Here is a 15,547-nt window from a genome sequence, read left to right as displayed (position 1 = left end):
AAGGGTCAGCTTCGAGCGCCGGTCAGCCGTGCCGAAACGGCGCTCGGCAGGGACAGGCCTGCGAGCGTCGCGCTGTCGGACACGGGGAACATGACCGGAAGGGTGTCACGCCTTCCGGGGCGGTGTCATCCGGTTTTCCCGCGGCCGCATGATCAGCGCCGCGACGTGGTACACACACGGGTTTCCCGTGCGGTTCGCGTAGGAATGCGTGGCGTCGGCGGGAAAGTAGACCGAATCGCCCGCCGTCAGGACGTACTCGGCGCCGCCGACACCCAGGCACAGCTCGCCCGACTCGACGGCGACGAACTCGTGGGAACCCGGTGCGTAGGCGGGAAAATCACCCGCGTCGCAGCCGGGTGGCAAAGTCGTGCGGATCCATTCGAAGTTGACGCCGGGCACGACCGGCGTCAGCACCGTGCGGTGCCAGCCGCCGGGTTCGGCGACGTGGTCCTGATCGGCGGCGCGGCGGACGATGACGCGGTCGGTCTCGAGGTCGGCCAGCAGCCGGGAGACCGGCAGCCCGAGGCCGTCGGCGATCCGGGACAGCACCACGACCGTCGGCGTCTTCTCGCCGCGCTCGATGGCCGACAGCATGCTGACGCTGACGCCGGCGTCCCCGGCGAGGGCGCTCAACGCGAGCCCACGCCCCGCACGCAGGTCGTGCAGGTGGCGGCCGAGCAACACCGGATCGATCATTCCTCTATAATACCGATTATGTCCACTATAGCGGAAGCAACGGAGGCCGACGCCGAAGGCGTCGCGGCGGTCTTCGCGCCGTACGTCACCGACTCCGTCGTCACCTTCGAGACCACGCCGCCGACGGCGGAGCAGTGGCGCGCGAAGATCCGCGAGAGCGCGTGGCCGTTCCTCGTCCTCGCCGAAGAAGGCGAGGTCCTCGGCTACGCGCTGGCCGCACCCTGGCGGCCGAAGCCGGCGTACCGGTACTCGGTGGAGACGACGATCTACCTGGCCCCCGCCGCAATCGGCCGCGGCCACGGGAGGCGCCTGCTGGACGAGCTGGTGAAGCGCTGCGGAGCCGCCGGAGCGCGGCAGGCGATCGCGGTCATCGTCGACTCGGGCAGCCCGGCGTCCCGCAACCTGCACCGAGCGGCGGGCTTCACCGACGCCGGAGTGCTGCGGCGCGTGGGCTTCAAGCACGACCGCTGGCTCGACACCCTGCTGATGCAGCGCGAACTGGGCTGACGGCCGGGCGCGGGTGCGGGATGATGGGCCGGTGGACGACCACCCGGACCACTCCACCGAGATCCTGCTCGCCGAGTACGCGGCGCTCCGGAGCGAGGCCGAACGGCGGGCGACCATCCAATGGAACGTTTTCGCCCTGCAGATCGCCTCCGCAGGCGCCATCACCAGTTTGGCGATCGCGGCCGCCACGAACGTCGCCTTGCTGCTCGTGGTTCCGCTCGTGTCGTACATGCTCGGCAATCGCTGCATCCTGCACGACTTCCACCTCAAGCTGATCCGGCGCTACGTCCGCGAATCCCTGAGTTCCCGGCTTTCCGGGCATCTGCAATGGGAAAGCTGGCGGGACCGCGCACTCGGACCGGAGACCGCCCGCAGGCGGTGGTTCACGCCGACCGGCTGGAACGCGATGCACCCGACCCGGCTCGCTTTCGCGGGGGTCGCCGCACTTGCGCTCCTCGGCGCCTTGACCGCCGGAGTTTTCCTGTGGATCGCCCGGTCACCTACGTGGTACGTGATCACGGGGTTCGGCCTCGGCTGGCTGGTGGGTGCGGTGGCCACGGTGCAGCTGCACCTGACGTTCGACCGCGCGGGCGACGACCACGCCGCGGAGAACGCGCTGCCCTAACGGGACTTCGCCCGCAGGTGCAGCCGCTCCCCCTGTTTGCCGAACAGGCTGAGGATCTCCGCCGGCCGGCCGTCGACCGCGCCGAACCAGTGCGGGAGGCGCGTGTCGAACTCCGCCGCCTCGCCCGGGCCCAGTGTCAGGTCGCGGTCGGCCAGGATCAGGCGCAGCCGGCCCGACAGGACGTACAGCCACTCGTACCCCTCGTGGACCTTCGGGTCGGGCTCGCCCGTCTCCGGTTCGAGGATCATCTTGAACGCCTGGGGCGCGCCCGGCTGGCGGGTCAGCGGCAGCACCGTCATCGCCGCGCCGTTGTGACGGGGGATGCGGCGGGCGGTCAGGCGGACCCGGGGGTCGCCGACCTCCGGGGCGCCGACCAGCTCGTCCAGCGGCACCTGGTGAGCCTGGGCGATCGGCAGCAGCAGCTCCAGGCTCGGCTTCCGCTGGCCGGACTCCAGCCGCGACAGCGTGCTCTTCGAAATGCCCGTCGCCGCCGACAGGTCGGCCAGCGTGACCCGCCGCTGCGTGCGGACCCGCTTGAGCCGGGGGCCGACCTCGGCCAGGGCCTGGGTGATCGCGTCCGTCATGCCCTCCAGGAAACCCGGCTGTCCCGGAAACGGCAACATTTGTTGTCGGAATCGCGAAGCCGCGTCCATCGTGGCGGCATGACCGAAAACAACTATGACGTCCTGGTGGTGGGTGGTGGCGCGGCCGGGCTCAGCGCCGCGCTGATGCTGGGCCGGGCTCGGCGACGCGTCCTGGTCGTCGACGCCCGCGCGCCGCGCAACGCCCCCGCCGCGCACATGCACGGCTTCCTCTCCCGCGACGGCCTGCCGCCGTCCGAGCTCCTGGACATCGGCCGCGAGGAACTGCGCGGCTACGGCGTGGAGCTCGTCGAAGACCACGTGACCGCGCTCGAACCGGGGTTCTCCGCCCGGCTGGCGAGCGGCCGCGAGCTGACCGCCCGGCGCGTCCTGGTCGCCACCGGCGTCCACGACGACCTGCCGGACCTCCCGGGCCTGCGGGAAAGTTGGGGCACCGACGCGATGACCTGCCCCTACTGCCACGGCTACGAACTGCGGGACCAGCCGCTCGGCGTGCTCGGCACCGAACCCGCGAGTGTCGAGCACGCGCTGCTGGTCCGCCAGTGGTCGCCGGACGTCGTCTACTTCGCGCACACCGAGCCGGTGTCCGAAGAGGACCGTGAACGGCTCGACGCGCGCGGAATCCGCGTCGTCGACGGCACCGTGACCGCCGTGCGGCGGGAAGGCGGCCGCCTCACCGGTGTCGAACTCGGCGCCCGGTTCGTGCCGCGGACGGCACTGTTCCTCCGCACCCGGACCGTGCCGCACGACGAACTGCTGCGTGGGCTCGGCTACGTCGAAGGCGACGTCGACCCGTCCGGGAAGACCGGTGTGCCGGGCGTGTGGGCGGCCGGGAACGTCGTGGACGCGCGGGCGACGGTGATCATCGCCGCGGCCCAGGGCGCGGCCGCCGCCGGCGCGCTGAACCACGACCTCGTCACCGAAGACGTCCGGCGGGCGGTCGACGGCTTCGCGGGCTTCTCCCCCGCGGCGGAACGCGCGGCCGCCGGGGCGCGCTAGCGTCCGGGGACGCGGCGTGCCAGGCTCGGCGGATGCGCCCGACGCTGTACGAATTCGCCGGCGGCGACCCCGCGTTCCGCGCGCTGGCCGCCGCCCACCACGAGCGCTGCCTGGCCGATCCGGAGCTGAACCACCCGTTCTCGCACCCGGGACAGCACCCGCAGCACGTCGACCGGCTCGCCCGGTACTGGGCCGAGGTCATGGGCGGCCCGCCACGGTTCTCCCAGGAGTGCGGCGACCACTCGGCGGTGCTCCGGATGCACGCCGGCAACGGCGACATGAGCGACCTCGGCCGCCGGTTCGTGGCCTGCTTCGTCCAGGCCGCGGACGACGCCGGCCTGCCCGCCGACCCGGAGTTCCGCGCCGCGCTGCGGGCCTACATGGAGTGGGCGGTGGCCGAGGTGCTCACCTACCCGGGCCCGGCCGACGGAGTCCCCGCCGGGCTGGCCGTGCCCCGCTGGTCGTGGACCGGGCTGCAGCCGCTGTAACACTCGGGGCGGCCACCGCGTCTTGCTGGCGACGACCGGCTGTGGAGGTCCGTCGCCAGAGCCGGCCCGGACGGGTTCCCCCCACCCGCCCGGGCCGGCTCGTCCACGACATTCTTTCGGGGGTCCGGGTGCCGGAGCCCCCGGTTGTCACGCTGTCCGATTCCCGCGAGCGTCGCCGGGCGGGCCGGGGCCAGACTGGCCGTCATGCTCCTCGACCGGTTCCTCCTGGCCAGCAAGGGTTTCGAACACCACCTCCGCGCGGTCGCGCCGGACGGCTGGGGCGCGCCGACGCCGTGCACCGAATGGGACGTCCGGGCCCTGGCCAACCACATGACCCGCGGCAATCTCAACTACGTCGGGCTCCTCCACGGCGCCACCCGGGCGGACTTCCTGGCCCAGCGGGACGCCGACGCCCTCGGAGACGACCCCGTCGCCGCGTTCACCGCGTCGGTCCGGGCCCTCACGGACGCCTTCGCCGAGGAAGGCGCCATGGACCAGGTGGTGGACTACCCGCTCGGCAAGCTCACCGGCCGTCGCGCCCTGGCCGTCCGCACGACCGACAGCACCATCCACACCTGGGACCTCGCCCGCGCGCTCGGAGCCGACGAGACCCTCGATCCGGGCCTGGTCGTGTGGATCGACGAGAGTTACGACGAGATATTCGCCGGGCTGTCATTGGGCCCGACGTTCTTCGCCGACCCGCCGCCCGCGGCGCCCGGCGCGTCCCGGCAGGACCGGGTGCTCACGCGGTTCGGCCGCGATCCTCGCTGAGCTCGCACCCCAGCCGCGCGGCCAGCTCGGTCAGCGCCCGCCCCAGCGGCAGGTCGACCCGGAGCGACGCGTAACGGTCGCCGCGGGTCTCGCCGTGGTTGAGGATCGCCACCGGCTTGCCCGCGTTCGCCGCGTGGCGGACGAACCGCAGGCCGGACATCACCGTCAGGGACGAGCCCAGCACCAGCAGCGCCGCCGCGTCGTCGACCAGCCGGTAGCACTGCTCGACGCGGGGCCGCGGCACGTTCTCGCCGAAGAAGACGACGTCCGGCTTCAGCACGCCTTCGCACGCCTCGCACGGCACCGGCCGGAACCCGCGGACGACGTCCTCGGGCAGCTCGACATCGCCGTCCGGGTTGATCCGGCTCGCCGTGCCCTCGAAGCCCGGGTTCGCCGCCCGCAGCCGCCGTTCCAGGTCCGCGCGCGGGCTGGTGCGGCGGCAGTCCAGGCAGATCACGCGGTCGAGGCTGCCGTGCAGCTCGACGGCGTCCGCGGTGCCCGCCGCCCGGTGCAGGCCGTCGACGTTCTGCGTGATGACGCCGCCGACGTAACCCCCGTCGCGCAGGGCGGTCACCGCGCGGTGGCCGTCGTTGGGGTCGGCGCGGGCGATGGTGCGCCAGCCGAGGTGGCTGCGCGCCCAGTACCGCTGCCGTCCCGCGGCGCTGGTGACGAACTCGTCGTAGGTCATCGGCGTGTGCCGGCGCAGGCTGCCGGTTTCGCCGCGGTAGTCGGGGATCCCGGACTCGGTGGACAGCCCCGCGCCGCTGAGCACGGCGACCCGGCCGCGCGCGACGACGCCGGTCAGCTCGTCGAGGCTGGACGTCCGCGGCAGCGGCGCGTCCGCCGACGTCCAGGTGAGGGTGGGCCGGGTGCGCACTACCCCAGGGTACGGGGGCCGTCCCAGACCGACTCCGCGTCCACGAACGACTCGAGCAGGGCGGTCAACCGGGCGTCGCCGCGGGTGTTCAGCCGGTCGGAGGCGATGCGGCGGGCCACGCCGGCGAGGAAGTCGGCGATCTGCACGCGGGCGTCGGACCTCGAGTCGACGAACCGCACGCCCGCCAGGCGGTGGCCCAGCGTTGCCTTGAGCTGGAGCACGCGCTCGGCGGTGAGGGCCAGCTGCTCGTCGTGCACCAGGGCTACCGGGGTGCCGTCCGCGCTCCAGTGGCGGACCGTGTGGACCACCGCCGGCACCAGCGGGTCCAGCACGGGCACCAGGCCCGGGTCGCTCGCCAGCCGGGCCCGGTAGGCGGCCACGCGCTCTTCGGCACCGCGGAACCGGCCGACGATCTCGCCGGCTTCGCCGGGGACCCGGGCGAGTTCCCCTGCCAGCGCGAAGAACTCCCCCGGCGACGTCGTCACGCCGCGCCGGGGCTTCAGCCGCAGCACGCTGGTGAACGCCGTCAGGAAGAACTCCCAGCGGGCGGCGCCGAACGCGGCCGGGCCCGCGCGGTGGAGGATGCGGGCCGACGCCTCCGTGCCCTCTTCGTCCAGCAACGTGACCGCGGCCCGCACGGCGAAGAACGTCTTGTCGGTCAGGTGCACGTGGCCGCGGCCGGCGAGCGGGCCGCCGGGCTCGAGCAGCCATTCGAGCACCGCTCGATGCTTGGCGCGCAGCAGGTGGTTCGCCTTGTACTCCTCCGCGGGCGAGCCGATGCGCTCGCGGATCTCTCGCACGCAGGCCTCCGCCGCGGGCAGCGGCATCCGCACGCCGGCGTGGGCGAAGACGTCCGTTTCGCCGCCGAGCAGGTTCTCGCCCTCCGAGCCCGACTCGTCGCAGGCGATCTCGACCGGGCGCACGTCCTCGATCGTGCCAGACCGGACCGGCGGCGGCGAACGGATTACCGGCCGCGGCGGGGCGTGGTTGACTGGCCGCATGCTGCCCTGGGACGGCGAACTCGCCGGCCGGCTCGACCGGCACACCGTGAACTCCGCGCTGCTGCGCGGCAATCCGCTCGGCGACCCGCACGAGCGGCCGCTGTGGGTGTACGTCCCACCCGGCTACGACGACGGCGACGAGCGGTACCCGGCGGTCTACGTCATCCAGGGCTACACCGGGCACCTGACGATGTGGGCCAACCGCATGCCGTTCCGGCAGCCGTTCGTGGAGACGGCCGACGCCGTCTTCGCCGACGGCGCACCGGGGTGCGTCGTGGTCTACGTCGACGCGTGGACCGCGTACGGCGGCTCGCAGTTCGTCGATTCGCCGGGCACCGGCCGCTACCACTCCTACCTGTGCGACGAGATCGTGCCCTGGGTGGACGAGCACTACCGGACGCTGCCGGACCGCGAATCCCGCGCGATCGCCGGGAAGTCCTCGGGCGGGTTCGGCGCGATGATCACGCCGATGCTGCGGCCGGACCTGTTCGGCGCGCTGGCAACGCACGCGGGAGACGCGTTGTACGAGCTGTGCTACGTCCCGGACTTCGGCAAGGCCGCCCGCGCGCTGCGCGACCACGACCAGGACATCCAGGCGTGGTGGGCGGACTTCCGGAGCCGTCCGGCGTTCACCCGGCCCGAGGACTCGACCCTGCTGATGCTGCTCGGGGTCTCGGCGTGCTTTTCGGCCCGGGAGGACGGGACGCCGGAGCTGCCGTTCGACCCGCTGACCGGGGCGTTGCGGCCCGAGCAGTGGCAGCGCTGGCTGGACTGGGACCCGGTCCGGATGGTCGCGGGCCACGCCGAGGCCGTCCGGTCGCTGCGCGCGGCGTGGATCGACGCGGGCACGAGCGACGAGTGGTTCCTCGACCTCGGCGCCGAGGCCTTCCGGGCGGAAGCGGTGCGGGCGGGCCTGCCGGAGGAGCGGATCCACTTCGAGCTGTTCGACGCCGGCCACGGCGGGATCGACTACCGCTACCCGCTTTCGCTGGCCTGGCTGGCGGAGCGGCTGGCCCGCTAGGCTCGGCCGGGTGGTTACCGAGACGGATCTGGCCCTGCCCGGCGGACGCAACCTGCACGTCTACGACACCGGCGGCCCCGCCCGGCTGACCGTCTTCTGGCACCACGGCTCGCCGAACACCGGCGAGCCGCCCGGGCCGTTGCTGCCGCTCGCGCGGGAGCTCGGCGTGCGCTGGGTGTCCTTCGACCGGCCGGGCTACCGGACCTCCACGCCGGTGCCGGGGCGGACCGTCGCGAACGCCGCCGAGTGCGTGCGGGCGGTCGCCGACGCGCTCGGCATCGGCGAGTTCGCCCTCATGGGGCACTCCGGCGGCACTTCGCACGCCCTCGCCTGCGCCGCCCTGCTCCCGGAGCGGGTCGTCGCCGTCGCCTGCCTCGCCGCGGTCGCGCCGTTCGGCGCCGAGGGGCTCGACTGGTTCGCCGGGATGGCCGCCGCGAGCGCCGCTTCGCTGCGCGCGGCCACCGAAGGCCGTGCGGCGAAAGAGAAGTACGAAGCCTCCGCCGAGTTCGATCCCGACGTCTTCACCGCCGCCGACTTCGCCGCGCTGAAGGGGTCGTGGTCGTGGCTGGACGAAGTCGTCCGTGCGGCGCTCGCGGACGGGATCGGCGGCCTGATCGACGACGACCTCGCCGCCGTCACGCCGTGGGGCGCCGATCCCGGGCGGATCAGCGCGCCCGTCCTGCTGGTGCACGGCGAGCAGGACCGGATGATCCCGGCCACGCACAGCGCGTGGCTCGCCCGGCGGTGCCCGGACGCCGAGTACCGGGCCACGCCCGGCGACGGGCACCTGTCCGTGCTGAGCCACGCCGCCGACGCCCTCACCTGGCTCGCCGGTCACAGCAAGGCGAGCGAAGCGACCACCGGTGCCAGGTAGAGCACCGGGAACACGAGGTGCCCGTACGACCGCGCCCGGGCCACGGTGACGACGGCGCCGGTGAAGTACAGCACCAGCCCGATCGCCGCGGCGACCCCGAGCGGCGGCACGAACAACCCGGCGACGAGGCCGGCGGCACCGGCGGCCTTGGCCGTGCCGAGCCACGGCCACCACGACCGCGGCACGCCGTACTCGGTGATGGGCTCGACGACCCACTTGGCGCGGGCGAACACCGAAACGGCCGAAAACCCGACGAAGGCCGCGGCGGCGATGGTGACGATCAAGTAGGCGGTGGACATCGGGGACTCCTCGCAGGGTTCGCGGACGCCCGGGGCTCGGGGGTCCGTCACCTGCACGACTCCGCGGTCCCGGCCGATGTGACAGCCCGCGGAGTGACGCCGGTCACGGGCCGGGCGACGGCATCCGTCCGGCACGCGCCGACTACCGGCAAGGCGAGGCCGGCCACGCGGGGAAGTCATCCGGACTCCTCGCCGGCCGGGCACACGGGCATCCACAGCTCGACGTGGTCGTGCCTGCGGTAGTACTCGACGAGCGGCCGGGTCCCGTCGATCGGGGCGACAGCCCGCAGTTCGGCCATCCCGGCGCCGCTGCGCTCGAAGATCTCCGGCGGGTCGCCGACCAGGTTCCCCCGCAGGTACCAGCCACCCCGCAGCACGCCGGTCCGCAGGCCGAGTTCGCCGGGCCGGTCGCCGGGCTTGACCGGCGTGCAAACCGTGTAGGTGCCCGCTCGCTCGTCGACGCGGGCGAACATCTTGCGCCCGCGCAAGCCCACCCGCCGTTCGAACGCCGGCCAGCGTGCCTGGATCGCCGGCAGTGCGTCCGCAGTGCTCTGCTCCATGACCACGACGTCCGCACGGCGGATGCGGGCCGGTGGGGCGTTCAGGACCGAAGAAGTCATGGCCCGACCCCAGCACACCCCACCGGCAGTTCCGGCGAACGGCCCGGTCAGCGGGCCGGCAGCAGCGGCAGGAGCTCCTGGTGGCGGCCGGCGCGGCGCAGCACGGGCGAACCCGGCCCGTCCGGCACCCGGGTACCGGCCCGCAGCGTGCCCAGGAACCGCACGATCACGTGCGGCTCCGGCAGGATGTCCGCCCCGCCGAGGTAGGCCAGCACGATCATCTCCTCGCCGCAGGCCGCCTCGACCGCGACCGCCCAGCCGTGCACCTCGTCCCACAGCAGCGCCACGTCGCGGTCGGGGAACCGGCGCAGCCGCCAGTCGACCGCCAGGTACGCCGACACCGGGACGTCCACGTCCACGGTGCAGGACTCGAGGCCGAGGCCGAGTGCCCTGGCCACCTCGCCCAGGTACGCGCGCAGGCCGCGCTGGAACCAGAACTCGTGATCGGTGTCGATCAGGCCGGACACCCGTTTCCTTTCGCCAAGTTCGACAATACGGTGACGGCCGCGATAGCATTGTCTTCCACCGCACGGCGGCCGCCGTGATTCGTGCGTAGACCGTACCGAGATCACCGACGCCGGCCCACCACGGGATTTCCGTCGAGCGGGGATCGTGCGGCGACACATGGGCATCTGCACGTGCATGCTCCACTGTGGACGATCAAATCCCCAGGTGACACCGTTTTTCCGCAATTTCCGCGAAACCCGGCCGGGTACACCGCGAAAACGGCGCGCCGGAAAGTTCAGCCGATTGCCGGAATCGCGACGCGGGACGCCTCCAGCCCGGCGAAGAGATCTCCGAGCCGCTCGACGCGCGCCAGTACGTCTTCGGCGGTGAACCGGAGGTGCGTGACGTGCCGGCAGGCGCGCACCTCGTCCCACGTGACCGGGGTCGACACCGTCGGCTCGTCGCGCCCGCGAAGCGAGTACGGCGCCACGGTGGTCTTGACCGGGTTGTTCTGGCTCCAGTCGATGAAGACCTTGCCCGGGCGCAGGTTCTTCGTCATCCGCGCCACGACGAGGTCCGGCGTTTCCGCGGCGAGCCGCTCGGCCAGCGCCTTCGCGTACCGCGACGGCTCACCGCCGTCGGCCGTCACCACGCCCGCGTACAGCTGCATGCCCTTCGAGCCGCTCGTCTTCGCCACCGGGGTGAGCCCGTCCGCGACGAGGACGTCGTAGAGCCGTTCGGCGACCCGGCAGCAGTCGACCACCGTCGCGCCCGGGCCCGGGTCGAGGTCGAACACCAGCCGGTCCGGGGTGCTCCGCTCGTCGCCGGGGCCGACCGTCCACTGGTGGACGTGCAGTTCGAGCGCGGCGAGGTTGGCCGCCCACACGAGCTCGGGCAGGTCGTTGATCAACGGGTACGCGACGATCTCGGTGTCCTTGCCGCGGCCGCCGACGGCCAGGTGCGCGGTGCGGACCCAGTCCGGGGCGTGCCGGGAGACGTCCTTTTCGAAGAACGAGCCACCGGCGACGCCGTCGGGGAACCGCACGAACGTCATCGCCCGGTCGCGGATGTGCGGGAGCAGCACCGGCGCGATCCGCGTGTAGTAGTCGAGCACCTCGCCCTTGGTGAACCCGTGCCGCGGGTAGAGCACCTTTTCGAGGTTCGACAGGGTCAGCTGCCGCGCACCGACCCGCACCGTGATCCGGCTCCCCGCCACGGGGCCACGTTACCGCGGCGCGACGTGGCCGGAGACCACCCGTTCGACGAACCGCTCCGCGACTTCGCGCAGCTTCGTGTTCTCGCGCTGCGACTGCTCGACCAGCAGGGCGAACGCGTCGTCGGCGTCGATCTGGCGGATCGCCATCAGCATGCCCTTGGCCTGGTCGATGACCGCGCGCGAGGTCAGCGCCGTCCGGAGGTGGTCGGCGGTCTCCCGCGCCCGCAGGTACCGGTGGTACACGCGGAGGACGGCCTCGACCGCGGCGGTGTAGAGCTCGAGCAGCCGGCCCTCGATCTCCTCGAAGCCGTCGTCCTGCCGGCCGTAGCAGTTGACCGCGCCGGAGAACCGCGGGTCGGCCACGAGCGGCGCGGCGAGGAAGCTCCCGAACCCGGCCTCCTCCGCGCCGCGGGCGAACTCCGGCCAGTTCTCGGCCGCGTCGGCGATCGACGTGCGGACGATCTTGCCGCTGCGGATCGCCTCGAGGCAGGGGCCGTCGCCGAGCCGGTACTGCTCGCCGTCGAGGTCGCCCACGGCCCCGCTCGTCGCGGACGCCGTGTGCGGCACCTCCCCGGTCACCAGGGTCACGGACGCCTCGGCGACCCCGGGAACGGCCTGCCGGACCTGCAGGCACACGTGCCGCAGCAGGATCCGGAAGTCGTCCTCCTCCCGGAGGACGGCGGTCAAGGCCTCCAGTGCCCCGGTGACGTCGTCGAACAGCGGCGAAGCCGTCGCGGTGGGTTCCCGCCGGTCCATGTCTCCTCCTCCCGCTCGGGCACGCAGAGCTGCCGGGTACCCAATTCCCACCCGGCCATGTACGGGCAGGTTTGCCGGGGGCGGCCGGTTGGTAATCCCCGGCCATGTCGTCGGAACAGGGCGCGCCGGGCGGACTGCCGCTGGACGGCGAGCTGGCCGCGGTCGCCGCGCGGATGTCCGGGCTGCTGCTGTCGCGCGAAAGCGTGGATTCGGTCCTGGAATTGATCGTGTCGCTGGCCGGCGCGACCATCACCGCCGCGGCGGGAGCGGGGGTGACCCTCATCGACGCCGACGGCGGCTTCGCCACGACGAGTGCGTCGAGCCCCCTCGTGCGCGAGGCCGACACGCTGCAGTACGAACTGGGCGAAGGTCCCTGCATGGCCGCGCTGGCCGAGTGCTCGCCGCAGCGGATCGACGACGTCACGGCCGAACGGCGCTGGACCCGGTGGTGCGCGGCGGTCGCCGGCTCGGGGCTGCGGTCGGTGCTCACCGCGCCGATGACCACCGAGGACGGCTGCCACGGCGCCATCAAGGTCTACGCGACGGCGCCCGGCGCGTTCGGGCCCACCGACGAGCGGACGCTGGCGACGTTCGCCGGGCGCGCGGCGGTCCTGGTCGCCAACACCCGCGCCTACGAGCGGGCGAGCCGGTTCAGCGAGCAGTTCAAGCAGACCCTCCGCGAGCGTGACCTGATCGCGCTGGCCAAGGGTTTCCTCATGGGCCGGGACGGCGTCGACGAGGAGACCGCCTTCGACCGCCTGCTGTCCCTGGCGCGCGCCGGCGGCCGCGGCACCGCCGAGGCCGCCGCCGACCTGCTCGCCCCGGCGTCGTCGGACCGGTGAGCCGGATGCGCTTCCTGCCCGAGGAGGAACAGCGGCGGCTGATCGCCGCCTGCTTCGCCCGCAGCGACCTGACGCTGGAGCAGCTGTGGATGCGGTACTTCGCGCTCGGCGGCAGCCTGGGCCTGCTGGAGCTCGACGCCTACCTCAACGGGCTGACCGCGCTGCCCCGCGTCGACCGCGACATGCTCGCCCACGCCGTCAACGAGCGGCTCGACGAGGTGGCCGGGCCGGCCCGCGCTCCCTACAGCCACTCCGTCCGCGACGCGAAACCGTTGCACGGCCCGCTGAAAGCGCTCGTCGACCTGCTCGAAGGCGCCCACCGCGCCCCGCCGGAGCGGCTCCCCGCCATCGTCGCCGAGGCGGGGCGCGCGCTCGACCTGACCATCGGCGTCTACCTCGCCGACTACGACCAGCGCACGCTCGTGCCGCTGCGGCCGGGCGCGGCGGAGCTCGACATCGAGACGACCGTGGGCGGGGACGTGTTCCGCCACGCCGGGACCACGGTCGCGCGGGACGGCACCTTGTGGACGGTGCTGCTCGACGGCGTGGAGCGGCTCGGGGTGCTGGAGATCGTCCCGGGCGACGACGCCGACCCGGAGGACCCGGTGCTGCGGGAGCAGTGCCGCTGGCTGGCCGCGCTGCTCGGGCACCTGGTCACCATCACGACCCAGTACGGCGACGGCCTGGACAGCCGACGGCGGCGAAGGCACCGCGGTTCCCCCGCCGAGCTGCTGTGGCAGAGCCTGCCGCCGCTGACCGGCGCCACCGAGAGCATCGTCGTCGGCGCGAGCATCCAGCCGGCGTACGAGCTGTGCGGCACCGTGTTCGACTACGCGCTTTCGGAACAGCGGGCGCAGCTGGCGCTGTTCGAGGCCGGGCCGCGTTCCGGCAGTGCGAACATCGCCGTCGTCAACGCCCTGTCCGCCTACCGCGCGGCGCGGCACGACGGCGCCCCGCTCGGGGACCAGTTCGCGGCGGTCGGCGCCGAGCTGGCGGCCGTGCCCGGCATCCCCGCCGTCACCGGCGTGGTCGCCGAGCTGGACCTGGACTCCGGCACGCTGCGCTGGCTGAACGCCGGAAGCCCCGGCCCGCTGCTGGTCCGCGGCGGCGAGGTCCTCCCGGCGACCGCTCCGGCTCGCCCGCGGTTCGCCGCGGGCGAGCCGCCGCCGACCGCCGAGGTCCGGCTCGAACCGGGTGATCTGCTCGCCCTGCACTCCCGCGGCGCCGCCGAAACCCGGGACCGGGCGGACGAGCCGTTCGGCGGGGACCGGATCGCCCGGCACCTGGGTGACGACGCCGGCGAGCTGCCCCCGGAGATCGCCCGGCGGCTGACCCGCGCGGTTCTGGCCCACAGCGGCGGGGAGCCGCGGCAGGATGCGGCCGTGCTGGTCGCCAGGTGGCTTTCCTGAGGTGCGGTCCCCTTGGCGGCGGGAGGTCTGGGGGCGCAGGACATGCCTCAGCGTGCCGTTCACGACGTGGAGGCCTCTGAAATCGACTTTGCCGGAACCCCGGGCGGCGCCGACGAGGGGTCACCGGCCAGGGGGACCCCCGGATTTCACGTTACCGCAGGGGTCCGACAGTTTCGGGCGAGCCGGTCCGCCGCCGGGTACCCGGGTCAGCAGGCGGCGTCCTGCACCCCGGCCGACAGCAGCTCCCGCAGCGCGTCCGACAGTGACGCGAACATCGGCACCACCGCCGCCAGGCCGGTGATCCGGAACAGGCGGGCGAGGGTGCGGCTGTTCGCGACGACCCCGAACCGCCGTCCCTCGGTGCCCGCCCGCTCGGCCGCCGCCGCCAGGGCTCGGGCTCCGGCCAGGCCGACGAACGCCACCTGCGTGAGGTCCACGATCGTCGTGCCCGGTGGTGCCGCGCGCAGCTCGCGCTCGAGGATCGGGAGGGTCAGCGCGTCGATCTCGCCGGCGAACGTCAGGACCAGGAGACCGGGGCGGTACGCCGTCCGGCGCGCCGTCAGCGGCGCGGACCGGCCGGGGACCGGGGAGGTGGGGGACACGGGTTCGGCAGGCCTTCCGCGCCGGGCCGGGCCGGCGACACAGTGAGGTGATCAAGGACGGGTGGTGAGGTACCCAACCACCCGATCGGGAAACGCCTAGCTCGTCGTGAACGCCGACCAGAGCCGTTCCGCCGCGTGGTGGGCGGGGGCGCCGGGCGGATCTCGCGGGTGCCCTCCGGCCGGTCCGCCGCGCCGCCGCCGAGGTACTCGACCAGGGCGACCGCCAGCTCGCGGACCTTGACGTTGAACTCCTGGCTGGCCCGCCGCAACGTCTGCCAGGCCTCCTCCGGCGGGCACCGCCGGACCGCCATGATCGCCCCCTTCGCCTGCTCGATCGCGGCCCGGGACGCCAGCAGCTCCAGCATCTGGTCGGGGTCGCCCGCGGTCGCGGCCGCGGCGACCACCAGGGTCATCTCGGTCAGCTTCGCGTAGCGCCGCAGGACCGCCAGGGTTTCGGCGCCGGGCGGCCGGTCGAGCGGGACCGAAAGCACGAAAGCCCCGCTGTCGTCCCAGAACCCGGGCAGGGCGACCGCGCCTCGGACGGCCGCGACGAGGTCGGCCCGCTCCGGAGCGGCGGCGATCACGGCGTCGCGGGTCAGGCCGGGCCAGCGCCCGTCGCCGAAGAGGTCGTCCGTGGTGACCGGCTCGCCGCTCTCGTCGGCGACGACGACCGGGCCGCCGCGCGCCAGCTGGACGGGCACCAGCTGTTCGGCGATCCCCGCGGTCGCCAGCACGTGCAGCGGCCGGCCGCCGTGGCTGACCGTCAGGCCCGCGCCGAGGCACCCGGGCAGCTCGCCGGTGATCCGCTCGAGCAGGGCCTGCAGCAACTCCGTCAGCGGTCTCCAGCGGTCCGCCGCGTTCATCAGTGTCTCGGTCACCGTTCCTCCACCGGTCT

The 15,547-nt window shown here is 73.6% G+C and carries 20 protein-coding genes; 9 read left to right on the top strand and 11 right to left on the bottom strand.

What is annotated here, in order from left to right:
* Window positions 1-105 precede the first annotated feature (105 nt).
* Window positions 106-696, bottom strand: coding sequence for a cupin domain-containing protein (locus AB0G28_RS33790; protein ID WP_361098543.1), 591 nt, complete (start codon window positions 694-696; stop codon window positions 106-108).
* An 18-nt stretch (window positions 697-714) separates the two neighbouring features.
* On the opposite strand from AB0G28_RS33790, the gene AB0G28_RS33785 reads away from it, so the two are divergent.
* A complete protein-coding gene (locus AB0G28_RS33785; RefSeq protein WP_361098540.1) occupies window positions 715-1,203 on the top strand; it encodes an N-acetyltransferase family protein in 489 nt (162 codons plus the stop codon).
* 31 nt (window positions 1,204-1,234) lie between these two features.
* Window positions 1,235-1,828, top strand: a complete 594-nt coding sequence (locus tag AB0G28_RS33780) for a hypothetical protein (RefSeq protein ID WP_361098537.1) — start codon at window positions 1,235-1,237, stop codon at window positions 1,826-1,828.
* Here AB0G28_RS33780 and AB0G28_RS33775 read toward each other — a convergent pair.
* A complete protein-coding gene (locus AB0G28_RS33775) occupies window positions 1,825-2,412 on the bottom strand; it encodes an XRE family transcriptional regulator (RefSeq protein WP_361098534.1) in 588 nt (195 codons plus the stop codon). The genes AB0G28_RS33780 and AB0G28_RS33775 overlap by 4 nt on opposite strands.
* A 78-nt stretch (window positions 2,413-2,490) precedes the next feature.
* On the opposite strand from AB0G28_RS33775, the gene AB0G28_RS33770 reads away from it, so the two are divergent.
* The 3 genes from AB0G28_RS33770 to AB0G28_RS33760 all read left to right on the top strand — a co-directional run bounded on the left by AB0G28_RS33770 (window position 2,491) and on the right by AB0G28_RS33760 (window position 4,688).
* Window positions 2,491-3,429 (top strand): NAD(P)/FAD-dependent oxidoreductase, encoded by a 939-nt coding sequence (locus tag AB0G28_RS33770; protein ID WP_361098529.1) that lies wholly within the window; start codon window positions 2,491-2,493, stop codon window positions 3,427-3,429.
* 32 nt (window positions 3,430-3,461) lie between these two features.
* Window positions 3,462-3,917: a group II truncated hemoglobin gene (locus AB0G28_RS33765; RefSeq protein WP_361098526.1), complete on the top strand. Its 456-nt coding sequence runs from the start codon at window positions 3,462-3,464 to the stop codon at window positions 3,915-3,917.
* 204 nt (window positions 3,918-4,121) lie between these two features.
* Window positions 4,122-4,688 (top strand): TIGR03086 family metal-binding protein, encoded by a 567-nt coding sequence (locus AB0G28_RS33760; protein ID WP_361098523.1) that lies wholly within the window; start codon window positions 4,122-4,124, stop codon window positions 4,686-4,688.
* Here AB0G28_RS33760 and AB0G28_RS33755 read toward each other — a convergent pair.
* A complete protein-coding gene (locus AB0G28_RS33755; protein ID WP_361098520.1) occupies window positions 4,660-5,565 on the bottom strand; it encodes an NAD-dependent protein deacetylase in 906 nt (301 codons plus the stop codon). The two genes, AB0G28_RS33760 and AB0G28_RS33755, sit on opposite strands and share 29 nt — an antisense overlap.
* The gene (locus AB0G28_RS33750; protein ID WP_361098517.1) at window positions 5,565-6,488 is read right to left on the bottom strand and encodes a DUF3800 domain-containing protein; all 924 of its coding nucleotides are present in this window, start codon (window positions 6,486-6,488) and stop codon (window positions 5,565-5,567) included. The genes AB0G28_RS33755 and AB0G28_RS33750 overlap by 1 nt, the downstream gene beginning before the upstream one ends.
* A 76-nt stretch (window positions 6,489-6,564) precedes the next feature.
* On the opposite strand from AB0G28_RS33750, the gene AB0G28_RS33745 reads away from it, so the two are divergent.
* Together AB0G28_RS33745 and AB0G28_RS33740 are read left to right on the top strand one after the other, a co-directional pair.
* On the top strand, window positions 6,565-7,587 hold the full coding sequence (locus AB0G28_RS33745) for an alpha/beta hydrolase-fold protein (RefSeq protein WP_361098514.1): 1,023 nt from the start codon (window positions 6,565-6,567) through the stop codon (window positions 7,585-7,587).
* A gap of 10 nt (window positions 7,588-7,597) precedes the next feature.
* Window positions 7,598-8,461, top strand: coding sequence for an alpha/beta hydrolase (locus tag AB0G28_RS33740; RefSeq protein WP_361098511.1), 864 nt, complete (start codon window positions 7,598-7,600; stop codon window positions 8,459-8,461).
* Here AB0G28_RS33740 and AB0G28_RS33735 read toward each other — a convergent pair.
* The 5 genes from AB0G28_RS33735 to AB0G28_RS33715 form a co-directional block, all read right to left on the bottom strand.
* Window positions 8,422-8,760: a DoxX family protein gene (locus AB0G28_RS33735; protein ID WP_361098508.1), complete on the bottom strand. Its 339-nt coding sequence runs from the start codon at window positions 8,758-8,760 to the stop codon at window positions 8,422-8,424. The two genes, AB0G28_RS33740 and AB0G28_RS33735, sit on opposite strands and share 40 nt — an antisense overlap.
* A gap of 176 nt (window positions 8,761-8,936) precedes the next feature.
* Window positions 8,937-9,380, bottom strand: a complete 444-nt coding sequence (locus tag AB0G28_RS33730) for a hypothetical protein (protein ID WP_361098505.1) — start codon at window positions 9,378-9,380, stop codon at window positions 8,937-8,939.
* 47 nt (window positions 9,381-9,427) lie between these two features.
* Window positions 9,428-9,847: a DUF6292 family protein gene (locus AB0G28_RS33725; protein WP_361098502.1), complete on the bottom strand. Its 420-nt coding sequence runs from the start codon at window positions 9,845-9,847 to the stop codon at window positions 9,428-9,430.
* 275 nt (window positions 9,848-10,122) lie between these two features.
* Window positions 10,123-11,043 (bottom strand): non-homologous end-joining DNA ligase, encoded by a 921-nt coding sequence (ligD, locus tag AB0G28_RS33720; protein ID WP_361098499.1) that lies wholly within the window; start codon window positions 11,041-11,043, stop codon window positions 10,123-10,125.
* 9 nt (window positions 11,044-11,052) lie between these two features.
* On the bottom strand, window positions 11,053-11,799 hold the full coding sequence (locus AB0G28_RS33715; RefSeq protein WP_361098496.1) for a GAF and ANTAR domain-containing protein: 747 nt from the start codon (window positions 11,797-11,799) through the stop codon (window positions 11,053-11,055).
* A gap of 104 nt (window positions 11,800-11,903) precedes the next feature.
* On the opposite strand from AB0G28_RS33715, the gene AB0G28_RS33710 reads away from it, so the two are divergent.
* Complete coding sequence (locus AB0G28_RS33710; protein WP_361098493.1) at window positions 11,904-12,641, top strand: GAF and ANTAR domain-containing protein; 738 nt, start codon at window positions 11,904-11,906, stop codon at window positions 12,639-12,641.
* A gap of 5 nt (window positions 12,642-12,646) precedes the next feature.
* A complete protein-coding gene (locus tag AB0G28_RS33705) occupies window positions 12,647-14,050 on the top strand; it encodes a PP2C family protein-serine/threonine phosphatase (protein ID WP_361098490.1) in 1,404 nt (467 codons plus the stop codon).
* A gap of 206 nt (window positions 14,051-14,256) precedes the next feature.
* Here the strand turns inward: AB0G28_RS33705 and AB0G28_RS33700 are convergent, their stop codons facing one another.
* Complete coding sequence (locus tag AB0G28_RS33700; RefSeq protein ID WP_361098487.1) at window positions 14,257-14,652, bottom strand: STAS domain-containing protein; 396 nt, start codon at window positions 14,650-14,652, stop codon at window positions 14,257-14,259.
* A complete protein-coding gene (locus AB0G28_RS33695) occupies window positions 14,610-15,530 on the bottom strand; it encodes an ANTAR domain-containing protein (RefSeq protein ID WP_361098484.1) in 921 nt (306 codons plus the stop codon). The genes AB0G28_RS33700 and AB0G28_RS33695 overlap by 43 nt, the downstream gene beginning before the upstream one ends.
* Window positions 15,531-15,547 lie beyond the last annotated feature (17 nt).

It is taken from the genome of Amycolatopsis sp. NPDC021455, assembly GCF_040640995.1.
Lineage (GTDB): Bacteria > Actinomycetota > Actinomycetes > Mycobacteriales > Pseudonocardiaceae > Amycolatopsis.
This window is presented reverse-complemented; position numbering and strand designations above follow the sequence as displayed.